Genomic DNA, 21,565 nt, shown 5'->3' with positions numbered 1-21,565 from the left:
CGCTCTACGCCCCTGCCGCCAGCTCGGCGGCCTTCGCGGCCGCGTCGTCCATCGTGTCCACCACCGTGACCAGCGGGTGGTTCGCCTCGGCGAGGATCCGGCGGCCCTCGTCGACGTTGTTGCCGTCCAAGCGGACGACGAGCTGCTTCGTCGCGTTGTCGCCGAGGATCTTCAGCGCCTCGACGATGCCGTTGGCCACCGCGTCGCAGGCGGTGATGCCGCCGAAGACGTTGACGAAGACGCTCTTGACGTCGTCGTCGCCGAGGATGACGTCGAGCCCGGCCGCCATGACCTCGGCCGACGCGCCGCCGCCGATGTCGAGGAAGTTGGCGGGCTTCATGCCGCCGTACTGCTCCCCCGCGTACGCGACGACGTCGAGGGTTGACATGACGAGGCCGGCACCGTTGCCGATGATCCCGACCTGGCCGCCCTCCAGCTTGACGTAGTTGAGGCCCTTCTCCTTGGCCTTGGCCTCGAGCGGGTTCTGGCTGCGCTCGTCCACCAGCTCGGCGTGGGCCTCGTGCCGGAAGTCGGCGTTCTCGTCGAGGGTGACCTTCCCGTCGAGCGCGAGGACCCGGTCCTGGGGGTCGCGCACCAGCGGGTTGATCTCGACCAGCGTCGCGTCCTCGCCGACGAAGGTGTCCCAGAGCTTGACGATGACCTGCGCGGCCTCGTCGGCGACCTCGGCGGGGAGGTTCCCCCGCTGGACGATCTCGTCGGCCTTCGCGCGGTCGACGCCGGCGATCGGGTCGATCGGCACCCGGGCCAGCGCCTCGGGCCGCTCGACCGCGAGCTCCTCGATCTCCATGCCGCCCTCGGCCGAGCACATGGCGAGGAAGGTGCGGTTGGACCGGTCGAGGAGGAAGGAGAAGTAGTACTCCTGCGCGATGTCGCTGGCCTCGGTGACCAGGACCCGGTGGACGATGTGGCCCTTGATGTCGAGCCCGAGGATGGCCTCGGCCTTCTCCTTGGCCTCGGCGGGGGTCTCGGCGAGCTTGACGCCGCCGGCCTTGCCGCGGCCGCCCGTCTTCACCTGCGCCTTGACGACGACGGCGGTGCCGATCTCCTGCGCGGCCCGCTCGGCCTCGGAGGCGGTGTCGACGGTGCGACCGGGCAGCACCGGCACCCCGTGGGCGGCGAAAAGGTCCTTCGCCTGGTACTCGTACAGGTCCACTCGTGAACTCTCCTCACCAACTCCCCGGTGCGCCGCCCGTGGCGGCGTTCGGGCGAGGTCGCGTGGCGCCCACCGTCCAGCGGCGCGCCCACGTCCCGACGGATGCGCGGCGACCCTATCGACGCGACGGGTACCCGGGCGGGGCGACGGGGGCGACACCGGACACACGCGCCGGTCAGCGCGGTGCTGAATCGTTCCGGCGTGCGATCGGGTGCGCCCGATCGGGGTCGTTCTTGATCGGTCCGGGCACGTCCTACCGCGACTGTTCGCGTGAACAACCCTTAACGTCCACCTCATGGACGTGACGGGCGTCATGTCCCCGGCCGGGGAGCCGGGGACCGAGCCGGCGGGCCTCGCCGCGCCCGTCGAGCGGCCGCTGGCGACCGTCGCGGGCGCGGTCTGGCGGGGGCTGGGGTACGCGGCGCGCACCGTCGGGGTGCCGGCGGGCGTGCGCGGGCTGGCCGTCGAGATCGCGTGGACCGCGGTCCACGTCTCCCTCTATCCCTGGGGGCTCGTCGACGAGGTGCTGCGCCCCGCGGGCACCTTCGTCCACCACCGCACCGCGTCGCTCTCCCCCGCGCAGCGCAGCCTGGTCGTCTCGGACATGGAGTCCTCGACGACGCCGGTGCTGCTCGTGCACGGGATCGTCGACAACCGTTCGATCTTCGCGCTGCTCTCCCGCGCGCTGCGCCGCCGCGGCTTCGGCGTGGTGCACGCGGTGAACTTCAGCGTCCTCACCGCGTTCACCGGCGACATCCGGGCCGCCGCCCGCGAGCTCGGCCACCACGTGGAGCGGCTCTGCGCCAGCACGGGCGCCGACCGGGTGCACATCGTCGGGCACTCGCTGGGCGGGCTGATGGCGCGCTACTACGTGCAGCGGCTCGGGGGCGACGCGCGCGTCGACACCCTCGTGACGCTCGGGACCCCGCACCGCGGCAGCCTCATCGCCCACTTCCTGCCGCCGACGCGGGTGCCCCAGCAGCTGCAGCCCGGCTCGGACCTCCTGCGCGAGCTCGAGGAGCCGGCCCCGGAGTGCCGCACGCGGTTCCTCGCGGTGTGGAGCCGCCAGGACCAGTTGATCGTTCCGCAGTCGGCGGCGCGGCTGACCCACCCCGACCTCGCGGTCACCGAGGTCGAGCTCGAGCACGTCGGGCACCTGTCGATGACGATCGACCCGGAGGTCGTGCACGTCGTGACCCGCCTGCTGGCCCGCCGGCCGGTGCGCGGCCGGGAGCGGGCGGGCCCGGCGCGCGCCGTGGCGGGCTGACCCGGCCTTTTCGGGCATCCCGGGCGATCGGGACACCGGCGGGGTCGGCGCCGCCGGGTGAGTGGTCGACCGCGCGTGACGGCCCGCCGCGGGCGCGCGCCGAACGGGGAGGACGCGTCCGACCGAGCGACGAGGGGTCACCCGACACGGTGACGACCGCTCGGCGCGCACGCCCGCACGCACGGCGTAGCGACCGGCTCGGGGCACTCCTGTCGTTTGCCCAGCGCGTGACCGCGTCGCTACGTTCTCGCCGTCCTCATCACGGTCAGGTCACGAACGACATACGGAACGACCCCGAACGTTCCGTCAGGGCACTCCCCGAAATTCCCGCCCTGGATGTCGCCGGGACCGACCCCGATCCGCGGGAAGGATGGTCTTGGCGAACAGCTCCCCACGCCCGCCGTCCGCGCCCCTCTTCGGTTCCCTCGGCCTCACCCCCGCCCTCGCCGGCGGCTTCGGTGGCGGCCCCGCGGGACCGCGCTTCCCCGACCTGTCCGGCCTCGGTGCCGGACTGCCCGGTCTCGGCGCCCGGGGCGGGCGCCGCGGCGGTGACGCCGCCGGGTTCGTCAGCGGCACCGGCCGCGCACCGGAGGCGCCCGCCCGTCCCGTCGGGCTGCGCCCCGGCCCCGTGCCCCCGGCGCCGGCGCGGCCCGCGGGCCCGACCACCGGGGGCCACCGGCGGCCCGTGCACCGCGACGTCCCCCGCGAGGAGACGCTGCGCGAGCTGCCGCGCGAGCACCGGGGCCCCCGGGACCACCGCGCGCCCCGCCCGCCGCAGGGCGCTCCCCGGCGCCGCGACCTCGACCCCGGCCCCCCGCCGCGTTCCGCGCCGCCCGCCGGCCGCGGACCCTCGCCGCTGCGCGGGCGCCTCGCCGTCGCCGCCGTGGCCGCCGGCGCGCTCGCGACCGCGGGGCACAGCCTCGCCGGCCTCGACGCGCTGTCCGACGCGCCGACGACCGCCGAGCTGGCCCTGGCCTCCGACCGCGCGACGACGACGAGCGACGCGACCTCGTCCCGCGCCACCGGCCTCGACGCGGCCACCTCGGGCGTCCTGCCGGTGACCTCACCGGCCGCCACCGCGTCGACCGGGTCCGCGGACACCGCGACCGCCGACGAGGGGCACCAGGTCGGCTCGCTGAGCAAGGCCGCCGACCGCGCGGCCGCCGCCGCCCGCGCCGCCGCCGAGGCCGCGCGCCCCGACTACGTCAAGCCGGCCGAGGGCCGCTTCACCTCGGGCTTCGGCGCCCGCTGGGGCTCGTCGCACCGCGGCATCGACATCGCGGGCCCGATCGGCACCCCGATCGTCTCCGTCGCGGACGGCACGGTCGTCGAGTCCGGGCCGGCCAGCGGCTTCGGCATGTGGGTCAAGGTCGAGCTGGACGACGGCACGATCAACGTCTACGGCCACGTCAACCGCTCCTACGTCGAGGAGGGCCAGCGGGTCCGGGCCGGCGAGGAGATCGCCGAGATCGGCAACCGCGGCCGCTCCACCGGCCCCCACCTGCATTTCGAGGTGTGGGAGGACGGCTCCCGCAAGATCAACCCGCTGCCGTGGCTCGCCGACCGCGGCATCTCGTTGGGTTCCCCCCAGGACTAGTCCGCTCCCCGCAGGACGGCCAGGGCCCCGGAGCACGCGCTCCGGGGCCCTCGTCGTTCTCGGGGGTGTGTCAGCGAAGTGCCGTTGCGGACGTTGAGTGTCCGTATCGGTACGTCGATCACCGGGGCCGGGCGACCGGCACCTGGCGCATGATCGACAAGCTCGCGAGCGTGCGGCCGTGCCGCTCGCTCCACGTCGCCAGCGACGGTGCCCTTCGCTCGGTACCGATCGGCGCGCTCCCGGGCCTCGCGTCCGGGCGAAGGACGCCCTTCGCCCGTCTATCCGAACGAAGGTGCCCTTCGCTCAGTACCTACCGGCGCGCACAGCCCGAGTCGGCGCGGCCCGGGCCGGCGGGGCTACAGCTTCGTGAGCGGCACGCCGCCGATGAGCATCAGCCGCACCGTGCCCGAGGAGCCGAAGTCGATGGTGGCCGTGGCCCGCGAGCCGACGCCGTCGACGGTGACCACCGTGCCGAGGCCGTACTTGTCGTGGCTCACCCGGTCGCCGACGTCGAGCGAAACCGTCGGCGCCTCCTTCCAGTCCGGGCGCATCGGCGAGGGCCGCGAGGCCCGGCCGGACAGGTCGGTGCCGGGGCTCGCCCAGCGTCCGGAGCCGAAGCGGGTGCGCCCCACCGGCGAGGAGCGCTCGGAGCTGGGTTCGACGCGGCGCCACTCCCACACGTCGGCGGGGACCTCGTCGAGGAACCGCGACGGCGGGTTGGCCTGCGGCTGGCCGTACGCCGAGCGCATCACCGCGCGCGAGAGGTAGAGCCGCTGCTGGGCGCGCGTGATGCCGACGTAGGCGAGCCGGCGCTCCTCGGAGAGCTCGGCGGGGTCGGCGAGCGCCCGCGAGTGCGGGAACACGCCGTCCTCCCAGCCGGTGGTGAACACGACCGGGAACTCGAGGCCCTTCGCGGTGTGCAGCGTCATCAGCGTGACCACGCCGTCGCCGCCGTCGGGGATCGAGTCGGCGTCGGCCACGAGCGACACCCGCTCGAGGAACGCCTCGAGCGAGCCCGGGACGGCCTGGCCGTCGGTGTCCTGCCCGGTGTCCTGCGCGGTGCCCTCCGCCTGCTCGGCCGTCTGCTCCGCGGCGACCTCGACCGACTCGTCCAGTCCCTCCGCGTTGAGCGCGTCCTGCACGAACTCGCGCGCGACGCTGACGAGCTCCTGCAGGTTCTCCAGCCGCGACTGCTCCTGCGGGTCCTCCGAGCCCTCGAGCTCCGCCCGGTAGCCGGAGCGGTCGAGGATCGCCTCGAGCACCTCGTCGACCGACGTGCCCTCGGCCACCAGTCCGGCGAGCCCGTCGAGCATCTCGACGAAGTCGGCGATGCTGCGCTGCGAGCGCGTCGCCAGCCCGTGGACCTCGCCCGCCGCGGCCCGGCGCAGGGCGGCCGCGAAGGTGATGCGCTCGCGGTCGGCGGCGTCGGCGACCACGGACTCCGCGCGGTCACCGATGCCGCGCTTGGGCACGTTGAGGATGCGCCGCAGCGAGACGGTGTCCTCGGGGTTCGAGAGCACCTTGAGGTAGGCCATGGCGTCGCGGACCTCGCGGCGCTCGTAGAAGCGCACCCCGCCGACGATCCGGTACGGCAGCCCCAGGCGGATGAACACGTCCTCGAACACCCGCGACTGTCCGTTGGTCCGGTAGAACACCGCGACCTCGCCGAAGCGGGCCTCCCCCGCGTCGACCAGCCGGTCGATCTCGGCGGCGACGAACGCGGCCTCGTCGTGCTCGTTGTCGGCGACGTAGCCGACCACCAGCTCGCCGTCGCCGGCGTCGGTCCACAGCCGCTTGTCGCGACGGTCCGGGTTGCGGCTGATGACGGCGTTGGCCGCGGTGAGGATGCGCTGGGTGGAGCGGTAGTTCTGCTCGAGCAGGATGGTGCGCGCCTCGGGGTAGTCGCGCTCGAACTCCACGATGTTGCGGATGGTCGCGCCGCGGAAGGCGTAGATCGACTGGTCGGCGTCGCCCACCACGCACAGCTCGGCCGGGGGCACCGAGCCGTCCTCGCTGCCCGCCGCCAGGGCCCGGACCAGCATGTACTGCGCGTGGTTGGTGTCCTGGTACTCGTCGACCAGGATGTGCCGGAACCGGCGCCGGTAGTACTCGGCGACGTCGGGGAACCGGGTCAGCAGGTCGACGGTGCGGCCGATGAGGTCGTCGAAGTCGAGCGAGTTCGACTGCTGCAGCCGCTGCTGGTAGACGGCGTAGACCTCGGCCGTGCGCTTCTCCGCCTCGGTCGCCGCGGCGTCGGCGGCCTCGACCGGCGGGACGAGCTCGTTCTTCAACGCCGAGATCCGCGCGAGCAGCCCGCGCGGCGAGTACTTCTTCGCGTCGAGGTCCAGCCCGCGGGCCACCGACGCGACGAGCCGCCGCGAGTCGTCGGCGTCGTAGATGGAGAACGTGGAGCTCAGCTCGAGGTGGCGGTACTCCCGGCGCAGGATGCGCACGCACATCGAGTGGAACGTCGACACCCACATCGCGTTCGCCCGCCGACCCACCAGCGCGGCCACGCGCTCGCGCATCTCCGCGGCGGCCTTGTTGGTGAACGTGATGGCCATGACCTGGCCCGGCCCGACGCCCTGGTGGCGCATCTGCCAGGCGATCCGGTGGGTGAGCACCCGCGTCTTGCCCGACCCGGCGCCGGCGACGATGAGCAGCGGCGACCCCGTGTGCACCACCGCCTCCCGCTGCGGGGGGTTCATGCCCTCGAGCAGCGGGTCGTCCGCCGGATCGGGACGGTCGGTGCCGCGACGCAGGGCGGCGCCGGCCCCCGCGTCGTCGCCGCCCGCGGCCGCGGCGGCCAGCCGGCGCGAGAGGGCGGAGGCCGCCGAGCGCGCGGGCGGGCCCGACCCGACGTCTGACGTGGTGTCGGACGCGGCGCGGCGGGTGGCGGGACCGGTGCTCATCGTCGGTCCACGCTACCGGGGCCCTCCGACAGCGGTGGTGCCGTGGCGCCCGGGGCGCCCGCCGGGTGGCCGTTTGGCCGCGCGGCGCGCCGATGGCATGATGACCGCCGTGCGCGCGCAGTCCCGGCGATTTTTCTACGGGTACCGGACCCCGGTGCCCGTGGTCACCTGACGCGCCCGCCGCGCTGCCACGCCGCCCCGGAGTCCACGGACCCCGGGGCGTTCTCGTGTCCGGGGTCGCGAGGGCCCACCGACCCGGGAACCACCCGGACACACCCTGGAGGCCGATCCCCGTGAGTGCCGCGACCAGCTCCACTGACAGCCCCGCCGGCGCCGGACCCGACGCCGGCTCCGACGCCGGGTCCGACGCCGGGGACGCGTCCACCCCGTCCCCCGCCTCCACCGACGCGCGGGCGCCGCTCGCCCCGGCCACCGCCGACGAGATCCCCTCCCTGCGCGAGGAGATCGACGCGATCGACGCCGAGCTGCTGCGGCTCGTGCAGCGCCGCTCGGAGATCTCCCAGCGGATCGGGCTGGCGCGGATGGCCGCCGGCGGGCCCCGGATCGTCTACAACCGCGAGATGCAGGTCCTCGCCCGGTTCCGCGACCTCGGCGCCGAGGGCCGCGAGCTCGCCATGTTGCTGCTGCGCCTGGGGCGCGGGCGGCTCGGCGGGCGGGCCTGACGCCCCCGGGACGGCGCTAGCACCCCGCGCGGGACCGGACCCCGAGCCGACACCCTGAGGTGTTCCGGGGTCCGACCAGCGCCGACCACACGCCGGTGGTGGCACGCTGGTGGCATGGGAACGGTCATCGACCTGATCGCCACGATCGTCACCGTGCTGAGCCTGCTCGCCGCGGTCGGCTACGGCGGCTACCTGCTCATGATCTCGTCGGTGGCCTCCAAACGCCCCGGGGCCGCGCACCTGGCGACCGACGCGCGCAAGCGGCTGCCCGCCGCGGGCGGCCTCGCCCTGGGCGCGCTCGTCGCGCTGCTCCTCACGGGTGGCGGCATCCCGCTCGACGTCATCGGGCTGCTCGTCGGCGGTGGCGTGGGCCTCGTCGCGACGAACCAGCTCCAGGGCGCCCGCAAGCGGCTCGCCGCCCCGCCGCGCTGAGCCGAGCGGTCACGTTCCGGCGCCCGGCGGTGCATGGTTCTGAGCTGTCCGGACTGCGACCGTCCGTGATCGGCCCAACCTGCTGACACGCCCGCTGGGCGCCCGGACACGAACGGTGGCACCTCGTCCCCTGGACGGCTCTCCCCGTCCGGGTGATGCCCCGAGTAGCTATTCCCCTACGGGGAGTGGACACGGGACGAGGAGCAGAGGGACATGGACGAGCGTGGTGGCCGGCACGCCTGGTTCGACGAGCCCGCCGAGGTCACGGGCGGCCTGGTCGCCCCGCCGACGGTCCCTCCGCCCGCCCTGCCCGGGGACGTTCCGGACGCCGACGACCGTGTCGCCGAGGGCGTAACGCCGGGCGAGGTCCCGATCGATCTCGTTCCCGTGCCCCGACGTCCGGTCGACGACCTGCCGCCCGTGCCGCACCAGGACGAAGCCCGTCACACCGACGGCGTCCCGGTGACCGAGCTCCTCGCGCGCCTCACCGCCTCCGCCCGCCGCGTCCGCGAGGCCGAGCGCGGCGAGGCCGTGCCGGAGCCGCGGTCCGCCGCCTCAACCGCCGCCGCGATGCGCGACGCCCCGCGTCCCACCGTGGCCCCGGTCGCGACCCCGGGCCGGGCCGACGCGACCGCCACCGGCTCCACCGAGCTCGACGCGGCGCTGGCCTTCGCCGCGGCGCTCGAGGCGGCCGAGGCCGCCGAGGCGGCCGGCGCCACCACGGCGGGTCCCGCCGACCCCCGGCCCGACGGCCCTGTCCCGGACCGCGGCGCGGCGCGGGCCGCGGCGGCCGCCGACCTGCGCGCGTTCGTCCGCCGGGGCGACACAGGGCCGGCCCTCGTGCGCCCGCTGCCCACCCCCGGGCGTTCGGCGCGGCGGCGCACCAACCCGTTCCGCCGCCCCGACACCCGGGCGTTCGGCGCCACCACGGGCGCGCTGCTCGTGGCCGGCACGGTCGCGAGCGTCGCCGGGCTGCCCCTGCCGGGCCTGCCGGTCGAGGAGGCACCGTCGCCCGGCGGCCCGGTCGCGCTCCCGCCCGGCGCGAGCAGCGTCCCGGGCCTCCCGGGCGCGCCCGGCACGGTTCCCGGTGCCCTGGGTCCCGACGGCCTGCCCCTCGGCACCGGGATCGCCCTGAGCGCCGCCGTCTCCGACCTGGGCCTCGGGCTCGACGGGGTCGGTGGGCTCGGCGCGCCCGGCGCGCCCGGGGGCCCGGCCCTCGCGGGCGGCGGGCTCGCCGGCGCCGACGGCCCCCTCACCGGGGCGCCGGGCGGTGCCAGCGGCGTGGTCCCGCCCGGCGGCGGAGGCAGCGCCCTCCCCGGGGTCCCCGGCATCCCGGGTTCCCCCGGCGGCCCCGGCGCCCCGGGCGCCCCCGGCGACGGGGGTGGCGGCGGGGGTGGCGGCGTCATCGGTCCGGTGACCGGCGGGGTCGGCGGGGTCATCGGCGGGACCGGCGACGTGGTCGGCGGTGCCGTGGGCGGCGTCGGCGACACGGTCGGCAACGCGACCGACGGCCTCGGCTCCACCGTCTCCGGCGCCGGTCGCACCGTCGAGACGCTGACCGACGGGCTCGACACGACCGTCACCGGCGTCACCGACGGCCTCGGCACCACCGTGGGCGGGGTCGGCGGGGTGCTCGACGGCCTGCTCGGCGGCGAGACGCCGGCTCCCACGCGCGACCCGGGCCTCGTCGGCTCCGTCGGCACCGTCGTCGGCGACACCACCGGCACGCTCGGCGGGACCCTGCCCGGCCCCGTCGGCGGCACGGTCACCGGCCTGGGCGGCACGGTGAACAGCACGCTGCGCTCGCTCGAGTCGCAGGTCGTGGACCCGGCGGTCGGCACGGTCACCGGCGCCGTCCGCGACACCGGCGGCACCGTGGGCAGCACGGTGCGCTCGGCGAACCACGACGTCGTGGGCCCCCTGGCCGGCACCGTCTCCGGCGCCGTGGGCGACACCGGCACGACCGCCGGCACCACCCTGCGCGCCACCGCGACCGGCGTCGTCGAGCCCGCCGGTGAGACCGTCACCGACACCCTCGACGCGGTCGGGGGCGCGGCCGGCGGGTCGACCTCGCGGCTGGTCGAGGACACCGTCGACACCGCCTCCTCGAGCGTCGAGCAGACCGGCGACGCGGTGGAGGACACCACGGACGCGGTCGAGGAGACCGTCGAGGACACCGCGGACACCGTCGGGTCGGTCGTCGACACGACCGGCGACACCGTCGAGGACACCACCGACGCGGTCGGCGACACCGTCGGCGGGCTGCTCGGGCTCGGTGGGGACGACGACAGCGGCGACGACAGCGGCGACGACAGCAGCGACGACAGCAGCGACGACGGGGCCACCAGCGCCAGCAGCGACGACAGCGGCAGCGATGGCAGCAGTGCCGACAGCGGTGGCAGTGCCGACAGCGGTGGCAGTGCCGACAGCGGCAGCGACGACGCCTCGGACGGCAGCAGCAGCGCCGGCAGCGACGACGGCAGCGCCGACGACAGCGCCGACGGCAGCAGCTCCGGCGGCGACGACTGAGCGGGCCGGCGGTGATCTGGTCCGCCGCCGGGCGCGTGGTCGTCACCCGGTCGGGACCTCTACTGTGACCCCCGTGGACCCGCGGACCCGGAGCAGCCGGTGAGCTCTCCCCGCGTGGTCGCCGGGCGGTACCGCCTCGAGGAGCGCATCGGGTCCGGGGCGATGGGCGTGGTCTGGCGCGGGACCGACGAGCGCCTGGGCCGGGTCGTCGCCGTCAAGCAGGTGTTCCTGCACGCGGGGCTGGACGACCGCGAGGCCGAGGAGGTCCGCCAGCGCACGCTGCGCGAGGGTCGTATCGCGGCGCGCCTGCAGCACCCGCACGCCATCTCGGTGTTCGACGCCTCCATCGAGGGCGACGAGCCGTGGCTGGTCATGGAGTACCTGCCCTCGCGCAGCCTCGCGAACGTGCTCGGCGAGCAGGGCACCCTCGAGCCGCGGACGGTGGCGCGCATCGGGCGGCAGGTCGCCGACGCCCTCGACGCCGCCCACCAGGCCGGCATCGTCCACCGCGACGTCAAGCCCGGGAACGTCCTGCTCGGCGCGGACGGCACCGTCAAGATCACCGACTTCGGCATCTCCCGCGCCACGGGCGACCTCACGCTCACGCGGACCGGGATGCTCGCCGGCACCCCCGCCTACCTCGCCCCCGAGGTGGCCCGCGGCGAGGACTCCACCTCGGCGTCCGACGTCTTCTCCCTCGGCGCGACCCTCTACGCCGCGGTCGAGGGCATGCCGCCGTTCGGTGCCGACGACAACGCCCTCGCGCTGCTGCACAACGTCGCCGCCGGCAAGGTCGTGCCGCCCGCGCAGGCCGGGCCCCTGACCGCGCTGCTCATGCGTCTGCTGCGCGACGACCCCGCCGAGCGCCCCAGCGCCGCGCAGGCGCGCCAGGAGCTGGGCCGCATCGCGCACGCGGGCGGACGCACCGAGGAGCCGCTGGCCGACCTCGTCGCCCCGGGCCCGCCCGCCCCGTCGGTCCCCGAGGCCCGGCACTCCTCGGACCCGTGGCCGGCGAGCCCGGCCGCGCGCGCCACCGGCCCCGGCAGCGATCCCCGTCCGGTCGGCCCGCCGACCCGCCAGGGGCTGCCCGCGCCCGACGCCCCCGCCCGCCGCCGCACGCCGCGCCGCCCGACCGCGGCGATCGTCGTCCTCGTCCTGCTCGTCGCCCTCGCGGCGGGCGGGATCGTCGGCGTCGCCCTGCTGTCGGGCAACGGGTCCGACTCGACCGGGGCCACCGTCGCGTCACCCGACCCCGCGAGCACCGACCCGGCGGCCGCCATGGTCGCCGCCGTCCGCGACTACTACACCGTCGTCACCGCCGACGAGGCCGCGGGCTGGGCCCGCCTCGGCCCGGGTCTGCAGGGCCAGACCGGCGGGTTCGCCCGGTACCAGGCGTTCTGGTCGACGATCGCGTCGGTGCAGGTCGTCGACGCGACCGCGGTCGACGGCGACACCGTGCGCGCCACGCTCGACTTCGTGCCCCAGGGTCGCGACCCCATCCGCGAGGTCCACGAGCTCGGGATGGTCCGCGGCCCCGACGGCCGGTGGCTCATCGACACCGACGAGAGCGTCGACGGGGCGAGCCCGCGCGCCGCCGCGACGGGCCTGCGCCTCGACCCGCCGCTCGCGGAGGGCCCGACCACCTCGGCGTCACCGTCCCGCGCCGCCGAGTCGGGCGGGGACGACGGTGACCACGGGGACGACGACGAGCACGGCGACGACGACGCGGGCCACGGCTCCGACCACGGCTCCGACCACGACTCCGACGACCGCTCCGACGACGGCGGGCACGACGGCTGAGCCCGCCCGGCTCAGACGAGCCGGCGGTCGCTCGCCCAGCGCGAGAGCTCGTGGCGGTTCGACGACTGCGTCTTGCGCAGCACGCTCGACACGTGGGTCTCGACGGTCTTCACCGAGATGACGAGCTCGGCGGCGATCTCCTTGTACGACCAGCCGCGCGCGAGCAGCCGCAGCACGTCGCGCTCGCGGCGGGTGAGCTGGTCGAGCTCGGGGTCGACGACGCCGGTGGCGCCCGGGCGGTCGGCGAACGCGTCGAGCACGAAGCCCGCCAGCCGCGGGGAGAACACGGCGTCCCCGGCGCGGACGCGCACGACGGCGTCGGCGAGCTCACGGCCCGAGATCGTCTTGGTGACGTAGCCGCGGGCGCCGGCGCGGATGACGGAGATGACGTCCTCGGCGGCGTCGGACACCGACAGCGCGAGGAACACGACGTCGGGGTGCTCGGGGCGCGTGCGGGAGAGCACCGCGGCCCCGCCGCCGTCGGGCATGTGGACGTCGAGCAGCACGACGTCGGGCTTGCGGTGGCCGATGACCGCGACGGCCTCGTCGACCGACCCGGCCTCGCCGACGACGCTGACGGTGCGCCGCGCCAGCGACTCGAGCTCGGCGCGCACCCCGCGGCGGAAGAGGGCGTGGTCGTCGACGACCACGACGGTGACCGGCTCGTCGGGAGTCGCGGACGTCGCTGTGCCGGACGGCTCGGTCATGGAACCTCCTCCTCGAGGGGCGTCTCGGCGGCGGTGGTGCCGTTGCCGGTGGCGCCGTTCGTACCGGTACCCGTGCCGTTCGCGCCGCGCCGGGCCCGGGGCAGCACCAGGCCGACCTCGGTGCCCTCGCCGGGGGCGGTGCGCAGCCGCACGCGCCCGCCGTGGCGGGTCATGCGGTCGCGGACCGAGCCGGCGAGGCCGCGGCGGTCCTCACCGACGGCGTCGGGGTCGAAGCCGCAGCCGCGGTCGCGGACGAACACCTCGACGGTCTCGGGCTCCACCTCGGCGTAGACGTCGACCTCGTCGACGCCCGCGTGCTTGGCCGCGTTGACCATGGCCTCACGGGCGGCGGCGACGAGCGCGGTGGTGTCGGGATCGAGCGGGGCGTCGCCGACGACGACCGGCGCCACCCGCAGCCCGTAGTCGTCCTCGACCTCGCCGGCCGTCGACGCCAGCGCCGCGGCGAAGGTCGCGTCCCCGGCGCCCGCGCGGCGTCCCGCGTCGCCGCCGGGCGGGCCGTAGAGCCAGGCGCGCAGCTCGCGCTCCTGGCCGCGGGCCAGGCGGCGCACCTCGCGGCCGGCGGCGTCGTCGCCGGCCTGCTTCTGGATCAGCGCCAGGGTCTGGAGCACCGAGTCGTGCAGGTGCGCGGCGATGTCGGCGCGCTCCTGGCCGCGGATGCGCTCGCGGCGCTCGGCGCCGAGCTCGCGCACCAGCCGCATCCACCACGGCACGGTGAGCACCACGACCCCGGCCAGCGTCGCGAACGCCGCGAGCAGGCCGAACTGCACCTGCGAGAGGTCGACGTTGCCCAGCAGGAACGCCGCGATCCCGGCCGTCACCAGCACCGCGCCCGCGAGCAGCCGCAGGAGGCCCAGCCGGCCCCCGACCAGCCGGCGCGAGCGCTGCGCGAGGCCCGTCTCCGCGTCCGGGGTGTCGGCCTCGCGCCACACCAGCGCGACGCCGGTGAGCACCACGGCCAGCGGCCCGACGACCCAGCCGGAGAGCTGGCCGCCGATCCCGGAGAGCACGAGCGCGAGGAGCACGCCGAGGGTCGCGAGCCCGAATCCCTGCCGGCGCTCGCGGGGCGGCACGGCGCGGCGCACCCCGCGCGGCTCGATGGGGCAGAACAGCCAGAGGAGCGCGTACGCGGCGAACCCGGCGCCGGCGGCCGCGACGAGCAGCACGAACACGAGCCGGACGCGCAGCACGTCGACACCGAGGTGATCGGCGACGCCGCCGGTGACGCCGGCGATGACCGCGCCCTCCCGCCGGCGCCGGACGCGGCGGGTCCCGGGAACGGTCGCCGCGGGCGGGGATGCGGGCGGGGATGCGGGCGCCGCAGCCGGGTCGGACGCAGCGGCAACCGTGCCGCCGCCCGGGCCGTCGACGGCCTCGTCGGCAGCGGGGGCGACGGCAGGGTCGGCGGCAGGGTCGGCGGCACGGTCGACGGCAGGGTCGACGGCGGGGCCGACGGCAGGGCCGACCCGGTCGGTCCGGGGTGCCACGTCCTCCACGTCACCCATCGTCACACGTCACCGGCCCGGGGTGGTTCCGGTGCGACCCCCGGGGTCCTCGGGGTCGCCTCGGGGTGGGGACCGGGGTCGCTCCCGGATTCCGCGGGGCCCCCGCTCACCCAGTCTCGGTGGGGCGAGCCGGCCCGGGACGTGGCCGGCGGGACACGCGCCGCGGAGTCCGGCTCCGGCGGTCGACGAGGGAGGATGAGGACGATGAGCAGTCCGGGGCAGGGGTCGCGGGCGCCGGCCGGCGCCGACGTCGGCACGACCCTGCGCGAGATGTGGGCCACGCGCCCCGCCCGCCTCAAGGAGGACCGCAAGGTCGCGGGCGTCGCGGCCGCCATCGCGCGCCGCTACGCGATCGACCCGACGATCGTGCGGGTCGCCTTCGTCGTGGCGGCGTTCTACGGCATCGGCCTGCTGGTCTACCTCGCGGGCATCCTCGTGCTGCCGCGCGTCGACGAGCGCGGACGCCGCGAGACCCCGATGTGGGCGATCGTCCTCGGGAGCATCCTCGGCGTCGTCGCCGTCACCGGGGCGTTCTCCGGCGACCTCGGCACCGTCATCGGCGTCGTCACCGTGGTCGGCCTGTTCTACGCGCTGCACCGCACCCGCGGTCACCTGCGCGACCCGCAGCGCCCGATCGCGCCGGCCGACAGCGCCACCACCACGGAGGGAGCCGCGACGGCGGGCGACACCGCGGACACCCCGCGCCCGCCGTCGTGGGACCCGCTGGGTGCCGCGCCGTTCGCGTGGGACCTGCCCGAGCCCGCCGAGCCGCCCGCACCGAAGCCGCCGCGCTCGCGGCTGGTCCCCGTGACGCTCGCCGCGGCCCTGCTCGCCGCCGCGGTGGTCGCCGGGCTGGGCCTGCTCGGCCTCCTGCCGCTCGGGGTGACCGCGGTGGTCGCCGCCGCGCTCGGCGTCGTCGGCGCCGGCCTCGTCGTCGGGGCGTTCCTCCACCGCGGCCGCGGCCTGGTCGTGGCCGCCGTGCCGCTCGCGCTGATCCTGGTGGCCGCCGCCAACGGCGGGCCCGGCCGCGGCGGGCCGTGGGACGACGGGGTCGCGCCGTGGACCGACGACCGCACCGGTGCGGTCCAGGCCCTCGGCGACGCGACCTGGGCACCCGCCCCGGGCGCCGTGGCGCCGGCCTACGAGACGGCGTACGGCGACATCACCCTCGACCTGCGTGCGCTCGCCGCGGTCCCGCCCGGCTCCCCGCCGGTGCGCACCCAGGCGCAGAGCGGCGCCGGCGACGTCACCGTCATCGTGCCGGCGAACGCCGACGTGGCCGCGACCTGCGAGTCCGGCGGCGGCGACGCGCGGTGCCTGGGTGCCGGACCTCTGCGTGACCTCGGACCCGACGGACCGGGCGGACCGGTCATCGACCTGCAGGCCGTCAGTGGCGGCGGGGACGTGGAGGTGCGCCGTGGCTGAGCACTCGCCCCGCGACCCGTACACCATCCACGAGGACGTGGACGCGATCGAGACGACCACCGGCGCGCAGACCGGGGTCCGCGAGGAGGACGCCGGCACGGCCCCGGCCCGGCGTCCCGGCCCGGACCCCCTGGCCCTGGTGGCGGGGCTGACCGCGATCGTCGTCGCGCTCCTCGCCGTCACCGGCACGCTGGTCAGCGTCGACCCGCGCTGGGTCCTCGTCCTCGCCGCCGTCGGCGTCGGGGTCTCCGTTCTCTGGGTGACGGTGCGCCGCCGCTCCTGACCCCCGGACACGCCACCGGCCGGTTCCGCACGTCGCGGTACCGGCCGGTGTCGTCTGTGCCCTAGTGGCAGTGCCCGTTCGACGACGGCGGCACGTCCAGCGTGGGGTTGCGGTCGAAGAACCCGACGGGCATCAGCCGGAACCGGGCGTGGTCGACGGGCATGATCGGCCAGTCCTCGGGCCGCGGCACGTGCGTCAGGCCGAAGGTGTGCCAGACGACGACGTCGGCGCCGCGGCCGTCCTCGTCGAGGCTCCGGTCGGCCGCGGTCCAGGCCGGGAGGCCGGCCCCGCCCGGGTGCTGGTTCACGTGGTCACCGGCGGGGTAGCGCTCGTCGGCGTCGTAGGCCGTGACCCACAGGTGCCGCGTCGCGAAGGCCGCCCGGCCCGCGACCACGGAGGTGGGGTCCGACAGCAGCGTCGGGGTCCCCTCCGCGTGCAGCGCGTACGCCACGGGGCGGCCGAACCGGTTGGTCGAGCCCGGGTTGACCACCTGCCAGCTCCGGTTGCTCGCCGGGTTCGCCAGGCGTGCGGCCTGCGACTCGCGGGTCAGGCGCGTGCGCGACTCGACGAACGCGTTGCCCCAGGGGTTGTCCTCGCCGACCGGCAGCGCGACCGCCTCGACCTCCTCCACCGCGTTCGCGGTGCCGTCGACGGTCATGTCGAGGCGGGCCGAGAACAGGTGCTGGTGGAACGGCAGCCCGAGACCGGGCGCGGCCTCGGTGGCGAACCGGTGCTCGCCCGACGGCATCCCCGAGGTGAACGGGATGCCGGTCAGCTTGGCCTCGCACTCGATGGTGCCGTCGAGGTAGAGGTACCAGTAGAAGCCGTAGTCGTAGTTGCCGATGGTGGTGAAGAACGAGACCACCATGCGGCGCTGGCGGCGGGTCTCCTGCGCCTCGGTGAAGAGGTCGGTGTGCTTCCAGAGCACCCCGTGGTCCTCCTCGTGCAGGCAGATCGCGTTGGTGATGGTGCGCGGCTCCCCGAGGTCGTCGGCCACCACGACGTCCATGTACCGGATCTCGCCGAGGCAGTCGCAGCCGAGCTCGAGGGAGTTCGCGTAGCGGGCGAACATGTACTCGCCGGCGTCGAAGTAGTTCTGCCAGAAGCGCACGGGCGACGGGTCGCCGTAGGGCACGACCATCTCGGCGATCGACGCCCGGTAGACCACCGGGCGGCCGTGGATGCCGATCTGGTGCAGGGTCAGGCCCTCGCGCTCGTTGAACCCGATGCGCAGGTCCCAGCCCTCCCACCGCAGGCGGTTGCCCTCGAGGGTGAAGCTGACGCCCTCGGGCTGGGTGATCTCGATCGGCTTGAGGGTCGTGCGCTGCGGGCCGACCTGCTCGGGGTCGTCGAAGTTGCCGGGCTCGTCGGGGACGGGGATCTCGGCGTGGTCGATGACCCGGGTGACCTCGCGGCGGGTCAGGTCGATGTAGGCGACCAGGCCGTCCACGGGGTGCGCCCAGGGCGAGTCCTTCTCATGGTCCTGGCGGAAGCCGAGCACGCGCGCCATGCGGTGCCCGACCTCCTCGGGGTAGTAGGCGCCGGCCGAGAGCGGCACGGCGCGCACCGTGTCCGGGTCGATGCCGCGACGGCTCAGGGCGTCGCGCCACTCGGCAGAGGTGTTGACGATCCCCTCGATGATCTCGAACTCGGCGTCGATGATCGGGAGCTGGCCGCTCGTGGCGGGGTCCAGCTCGACGGTCGAGTCGACCTCGCGGCGGGTGGCGGAGACGACGACGTCGCGCGACGGCGCGCCGCTCATGTCGAGCAGCAGCGCGCGGAAGCGCCGGTCGACCGGGTCGCCGTCGGCGTGGGCGAGCACGGCGGCCTTGTCGGGCTCCTCGAGCCCGGCGAAGCAGAACCGCACGGCCTCGCCGAGCAGCCCGGCGTCGGCCAGCACCTCGCGGACCGTGCGGAACTCCTCCGAGGTGGCCATGTCCAACGGGTGCGTGGCGGCGCCGGGGGCGACGCCGGTGGACGTGGGGGCGGTGGCGGTCACGGGCACTCCTCCTGGTCGTGGGTGGGGTCGGGTCGGGCGTCAGACGTTCTCGTGCGGGGCGCGGCGCGCGACGCCGTCCGAGATGTCCGGATCGGCTCCGCCAGTCTCGGCCGTCGTCGGGCGCCGCACCAGGGCGACGACGACGCCCGCGAGGAACACGGCGACGAGCACCGCGGCGATGCCGACGGCCAGGGCGGTCGAGCCGCCGATGAGCGTCGCGAAGTTGTTGATCGTCAGCGCGAGGCAGACCAGCAGCCCGACGAGGCCGAGCGCGGGCGCCACGCGCGTGTGCCAGAGCCGCCGGTCGACGCGGCTGCGGGCGAAGAAGGCGAGCACGGCGACGCAGGTCAGGACCATGAGCACGAGCACGCCGAGCGTCGCGGTGCCCGCCATCCACGCGAAGACCTGGGCGACGGGGTCGAGGCCCGCGACCGCGAAGACCACGACGAGCAGGGCCGCGAGCACGGTCTGGGCGAGCGAGGCCACGTGCGGCGAGCCGTGGCGGGAGTGGGTGCGGGCGCACGCGCCGGGGAAGGCGCCGTGCACGCCGAGCGCGAACCAGTAGCGCGCGGCGACGTTGTGGAACGACAGGATCGCCGCGAACAGGCTGGTGACCAGCAGGACCGTCACGAGGTGCAGGCCGACCGGACCCAGCCAGTTCTCGAACGTCGTGAGCAGGAACGTCGCCGGGTTCGCGCCGGCCTCGGCGACCGCCGCCTCGTCGCCCCACGCGGACACGATCGCCCAGGTCGACAGGGCGTAGAAGACGCCGACGACGACGAGGGCGAGGTAGGTGGCGCGCGGGATGGTGCGCTGCGGGTCGCGGGCCTCGTCGCGGAACACCGCGGTGGCCTCGAAGCCGATGAAGCTCGCGATGGCGAACATGATGGCGATGCCGACCTCGCCGGAGGTGACCTGCGCGGGGTCGAGCAGGGCGGTCGAGAAGCCCTCGGCCCCGCCGCCGCGGGCGATGACGACGGCGTCGAGCACGAGCACGATGGCGATCTCGGCGATGAGCAGCACCCCGAGCACGCGGCTCGAGAGCTCGATGTGGCGGTAGCCGAGCACGCCGACGATCGCGACGACGAGCAGCGTCCAGGCCCACCACGGCACGCTCGGGCCACCGAAGCTGGTGACGAGCTCGTCGAGCGCCGCGCCGATGTAGCCGTAGACCGCGGCCTGCACGGCGGTGTACGTGGCGAGGGCGAGGAACGCGGCGCCGAGCCCGAGGGGCCGGCCGAGCCCGTGGCGGATATAGGTGAAGAAGGCGCCGGCGTCGGGGACGTGCGGGCTCATCGCGCAGAAGCCGACGGCGAAGAGCAGCAGGACGACCGCGCACAGCACGAAGGTCATCGGGAAGGCCGCGCCGTTCCCGGCGCCGACCCCCAGCGGGATCGTGCCCGCGATGACGGTCAGCGGCGCCGCGGCGGCGATGACCATGAAGACGATCGACCCCACACCGAGCGCCCCCGAGAGGCGGGTGGGCGGTGCGGGGGATTCGACGGGTGCGGCCATGGCGACTCCCGGGAGAATGGTGAGCAGGGGCTGTGCGGGAACAGGGAGAATGTCGCGCGTCACGTTTGCGGAGGCGTTCCCGCGGGGTCAACCCCTCGTTGAGCTGCGCGGTCATCGGTGCGACCCGCTCTCTCGTTCCCCGCCGGAAGGAATCGTGGCGTTCTCCGAACGGAGAATCGAGGCACCGTTGTCGGGCCCGAACGAGAAATGGTGCGGCGTGCTTTCTCGTTCGGGCCGCGGACCCTTCGCTCCGGGCGATGCGGGCTCTACGGTGACGGCGTGACACGGATCCCCGGCTTGCGTGCGCGGTCGCCCGTGGCCGGCCTGCACCGGCGCACGCTGCGCCCGCTCGGGGTGTTCGCGCAGTCCGTGGCCACGACGGCGCCGGCGGGCGCGATGGCCTCGACGCCGCTGCTCGTCATCGCCGTCGCCGGGCGGGGCGCGCCGTGGTCGTTCGCCGTGGCCGCCGTGCTCGTCGGACTCGTCGCCGCCTGCATCGCGGTGTTCGCGCGCCGGATGGCGGCGGCCGGCGGGCTGTACAGCTTCACGGCCAAGGGCCTCGGCGCGGGCGGCGCCTACGCGTGCGCGGTGGCGATGGTCGTGGGCTACGGCCTGCTCGTCGCGGCCGCGTTCTCCGGGGTGTCCTGGTACGGCGGCGCGCTGGTGGCGCGCCTGCTCCCGGGCGTGCCGGCCGTGGGGTCGGGCGTCGCGCTCGTCGTGGTGCTGGCGGTGACGGTGGCCGTGTGCGCGGTCCGCGGCGTGCGGCTCGCGGGCCGGGTGATGCTGGTGATCGAGGCGGCGTCGATCGGGCTGATCCTCGTCGTGCTCGTGGCGCTCGCGGTGACGACGGCGCCGGCGGGGGTGCTCGCCGGCGCCGGGGTCGGCGCGACGGGCGGGGTCGGCGCGGCCGGCGGGGTCGGCGGCATCGCCGTGGGTGTGCTGCCGGCGCTGGCCGCGTTCATCGGCTTCGACAGCGCGGCGACGCTCGGCGTCGAGGCGCGGCGCCCGTACGCGTCGGTGCCGCGGGCGATCGGGGCGACCGCGGCGGTCACCGCGGTGCTCTACCTCGTCGCCACGCTGGTGCTGCTCGGCGCGCCCGGGGCGGCGTCGTCCGGGGTGACGAGCCCGCCGTCCGGGGACCTCAGCTGGGCCTCGGTGCTCATGGACGCCGGCATCGTCGCCTCGTTCGGCGCGTGCGCCCTGGCCGCCCTGAACACGCTGGTCCGGGTGCTGTTCTCGCTGGCCCGCGAGGGGCTCGCGCCGGCGGCCCTGGGGCGCACGCACCGCCGGCACCTCACCCCGGCGGTGGCCGTCGGGGTCACGGTGCCGGTGCTCGCGGCGGTCGTGGTCGTCGGCACCCTCGCCGGGATCGCGCCGGGCGCGGTGTTCGGCGGGCTCCTCTCGGTCGGCACGCTGGCCTTCCTCGCCGCCTACCTGCTGGTCTGCGTGGCCGCGCCCCGGTTCCTCGCGCGGATCGGGGAGCTGACCCGCGGGGTGGTCGTCACCGCGGGGCTCGCCTCCGTCGCGCTCGCCGCCACCGCGGTCGTCGTCGTGCTGCACGCGGGCACCGGGCTGGTGGTGACCCTCGCCGCGCTCGTCGTCGCCGGCGCGGGCGGGTGGCTGCTGTTGCGGCGGCTGCGGGGGCCGGCGCTGCGCGCGATGGGCGTCTACGACGAGACGACGACCGCCGACGTCCTGGCCGTGCGGGCGCGGTGACGC

The 21,565-nt window shown here is 75.9% G+C and carries 15 protein-coding genes; 9 read left to right on the top strand and 6 right to left on the bottom strand.

Annotation, left to right across the window (positions count from 1 at the left end):
* Positions 1-4 precede the first annotated feature (4 nt).
* Positions 5-1,174, bottom strand: coding sequence for an ADP-forming succinate--CoA ligase subunit beta (sucC, locus tag ACYX4T_RS23455; RefSeq protein WP_476011623.1), 1,170 nt, complete (start codon positions 1,172-1,174; stop codon positions 5-7).
* Between the two features lie 295 nt (positions 1,175-1,469).
* Here sucC and ACYX4T_RS23450 point away from each other — a divergent pair, with 295 nt between their 5' ends.
* Both ACYX4T_RS23450 and ACYX4T_RS23445 read left to right on the top strand, forming a co-directional pair.
* On the top strand, positions 1,470-2,441 hold the full coding sequence (locus ACYX4T_RS23450) for an esterase/lipase family protein (protein WP_476011622.1): 972 nt from the start codon (positions 1,470-1,472) through the stop codon (positions 2,439-2,441).
* 376 nt (positions 2,442-2,817) lie between these two features.
* Positions 2,818-4,038: a M23 family metallopeptidase gene (locus ACYX4T_RS23445; RefSeq protein WP_476011621.1), complete on the top strand. Its 1,221-nt coding sequence runs from the start codon at positions 2,818-2,820 to the stop codon at positions 4,036-4,038.
* A 356-nt stretch (positions 4,039-4,394) separates the two neighbouring features.
* Here the strand turns inward: ACYX4T_RS23445 and ACYX4T_RS23440 are convergent, their stop codons facing one another.
* Positions 4,395-6,746: a UvrD-helicase domain-containing protein gene (locus ACYX4T_RS23440; RefSeq protein ID WP_476015358.1), complete on the bottom strand. Its 2,352-nt coding sequence runs from the start codon at positions 6,744-6,746 to the stop codon at positions 4,395-4,397.
* 497 nt (positions 6,747-7,243) lie between these two features.
* Between ACYX4T_RS23440 and ACYX4T_RS23435 the strand changes: the two genes are divergently transcribed.
* The 4 genes from ACYX4T_RS23435 to ACYX4T_RS23420 all read left to right on the top strand — a co-directional run bounded on the left by ACYX4T_RS23435 (position 7,244) and on the right by ACYX4T_RS23420 (position 12,394).
* The gene (locus tag ACYX4T_RS23435; RefSeq protein WP_476011620.1) at positions 7,244-7,633 is read left to right on the top strand and encodes a chorismate mutase; all 390 of its coding nucleotides are present in this window, start codon (positions 7,244-7,246) and stop codon (positions 7,631-7,633) included.
* 114 nt (positions 7,634-7,747) lie between these two features.
* Positions 7,748-8,065 carry a hypothetical protein gene (locus ACYX4T_RS23430; RefSeq protein WP_274201177.1) on the top strand — a complete coding sequence of 106 codons (318 nt, stop codon included), beginning with the start codon at positions 7,748-7,750 and terminating at the stop codon, positions 8,063-8,065.
* Positions 8,066-8,278: 213 nt separating this feature from the next.
* Complete coding sequence (locus ACYX4T_RS23425) at positions 8,279-10,594, top strand: hypothetical protein (protein WP_476011619.1); 2,316 nt, start codon at positions 8,279-8,281, stop codon at positions 10,592-10,594.
* A gap of 99 nt (positions 10,595-10,693) precedes the next feature.
* On the top strand, positions 10,694-12,394 hold the full coding sequence (locus tag ACYX4T_RS23420) for a serine/threonine-protein kinase (protein ID WP_476011618.1): 1,701 nt from the start codon (positions 10,694-10,696) through the stop codon (positions 12,392-12,394).
* Between the two features lie 11 nt (positions 12,395-12,405).
* Here ACYX4T_RS23420 and ACYX4T_RS23415 read toward each other — a convergent pair whose 3' ends face one another.
* Together ACYX4T_RS23415 and ACYX4T_RS23410 are read right to left on the bottom strand one after the other, a co-directional pair.
* The gene (locus ACYX4T_RS23415; protein WP_476011617.1) at positions 12,406-13,101 is read right to left on the bottom strand and encodes a response regulator; all 696 of its coding nucleotides are present in this window, start codon (positions 13,099-13,101) and stop codon (positions 12,406-12,408) included.
* Positions 13,098-14,615: a PspC domain-containing protein gene (locus tag ACYX4T_RS23410; RefSeq protein WP_476011616.1), complete on the bottom strand. Its 1,518-nt coding sequence runs from the start codon at positions 14,613-14,615 to the stop codon at positions 13,098-13,100. Before ACYX4T_RS23410 ends, ACYX4T_RS23415 begins: the two co-directional genes overlap by 4 nt.
* A gap of 213 nt (positions 14,616-14,828) precedes the next feature.
* Here ACYX4T_RS23410 and ACYX4T_RS23405 point away from each other — a divergent pair, with 213 nt between their 5' ends.
* Both ACYX4T_RS23405 and ACYX4T_RS23400 read left to right on the top strand, forming a co-directional pair.
* The gene (locus ACYX4T_RS23405) at positions 14,829-16,049 is read left to right on the top strand and encodes a PspC domain-containing protein (RefSeq protein WP_476011615.1); all 1,221 of its coding nucleotides are present in this window, start codon (positions 14,829-14,831) and stop codon (positions 16,047-16,049) included.
* Complete coding sequence (locus tag ACYX4T_RS23400; RefSeq protein ID WP_476011614.1) at positions 16,042-16,332, top strand: hypothetical protein; 291 nt, start codon at positions 16,042-16,044, stop codon at positions 16,330-16,332. The genes ACYX4T_RS23405 and ACYX4T_RS23400 overlap by 8 nt, the downstream gene beginning before the upstream one ends.
* A 61-nt stretch (positions 16,333-16,393) precedes the next feature.
* Here ACYX4T_RS23400 and ACYX4T_RS23395 read toward each other — a convergent pair whose 3' ends face one another.
* Positions 16,394-18,268 (bottom strand): primary-amine oxidase, encoded by a 1,875-nt coding sequence (locus tag ACYX4T_RS23395; RefSeq protein ID WP_476015357.1) that lies wholly within the window; start codon positions 18,266-18,268, stop codon positions 16,394-16,396.
* Between the two features lie 102 nt (positions 18,269-18,370).
* On the bottom strand, positions 18,371-19,846 hold the full coding sequence (locus ACYX4T_RS23390; protein WP_476011613.1) for an APC family permease: 1,476 nt from the start codon (positions 19,844-19,846) through the stop codon (positions 18,371-18,373).
* Between the two features lie 279 nt (positions 19,847-20,125).
* On the opposite strand from ACYX4T_RS23390, the gene ACYX4T_RS23385 reads away from it, so the two are divergent.
* Positions 20,126-21,562, top strand: a complete 1,437-nt coding sequence (locus ACYX4T_RS23385; RefSeq protein WP_476011612.1) for an APC family permease — start codon at positions 20,126-20,128, stop codon at positions 21,560-21,562.
* Positions 21,563-21,565 lie beyond the last annotated feature (3 nt).

The sequence above is a fragment of the Actinomycetospora sp. ABD4_176 genome (assembly GCF_056311855.1).
Note: the sequence above shows the minus strand (reverse complement) of the source record. Positions and strands in the feature narration are given on the sequence as shown.

What these genes read in the sequence shown, in the direction of transcription:
- ACYX4T_RS23450 (WP_476011622.1), top strand. Translation starts at nt 1,470, where the DNA reads ATGGACGTGACGGGCGTCATGTCCCCGGCCGGGGAGCCGGGGACCGAG.
- ACYX4T_RS23440 (WP_476015358.1), bottom strand. Translation starts at nt 6,746, where the DNA reads ATGAACCCCCCGCAGCGGGAGGCGGTGGTGCACACGGGGTCGCCGCTG.
- ACYX4T_RS23390 (WP_476011613.1), bottom strand. Translation starts at nt 19,846, where the DNA reads ATGGCCGCACCCGTCGAATCCCCCGCACCGCCCACCCGCCTCTCGGGG.
- ACYX4T_RS23395 (WP_476015357.1), bottom strand. Translation starts at nt 18,268, where the DNA reads ATGGCCACCTCGGAGGAGTTCCGCACGGTCCGCGAGGTGCTGGCCGAC.
- ACYX4T_RS23430 (WP_274201177.1), top strand. Translation starts at nt 7,748, where the DNA reads ATGGGAACGGTCATCGACCTGATCGCCACGATCGTCACCGTGCTGAGC.
- ACYX4T_RS23415 (WP_476011617.1), bottom strand. Translation starts at nt 13,101, where the DNA reads ATGACCGAGCCGTCCGGCACAGCGACGTCCGCGACTCCCGACGAGCCG.
- ACYX4T_RS23425 (WP_476011619.1), top strand. Translation starts at nt 8,279, where the DNA reads ATGGACGAGCGTGGTGGCCGGCACGCCTGGTTCGACGAGCCCGCCGAG.
- ACYX4T_RS23405 (WP_476011615.1), top strand. Translation starts at nt 14,829, where the DNA reads ATGAGCAGTCCGGGGCAGGGGTCGCGGGCGCCGGCCGGCGCCGACGTC.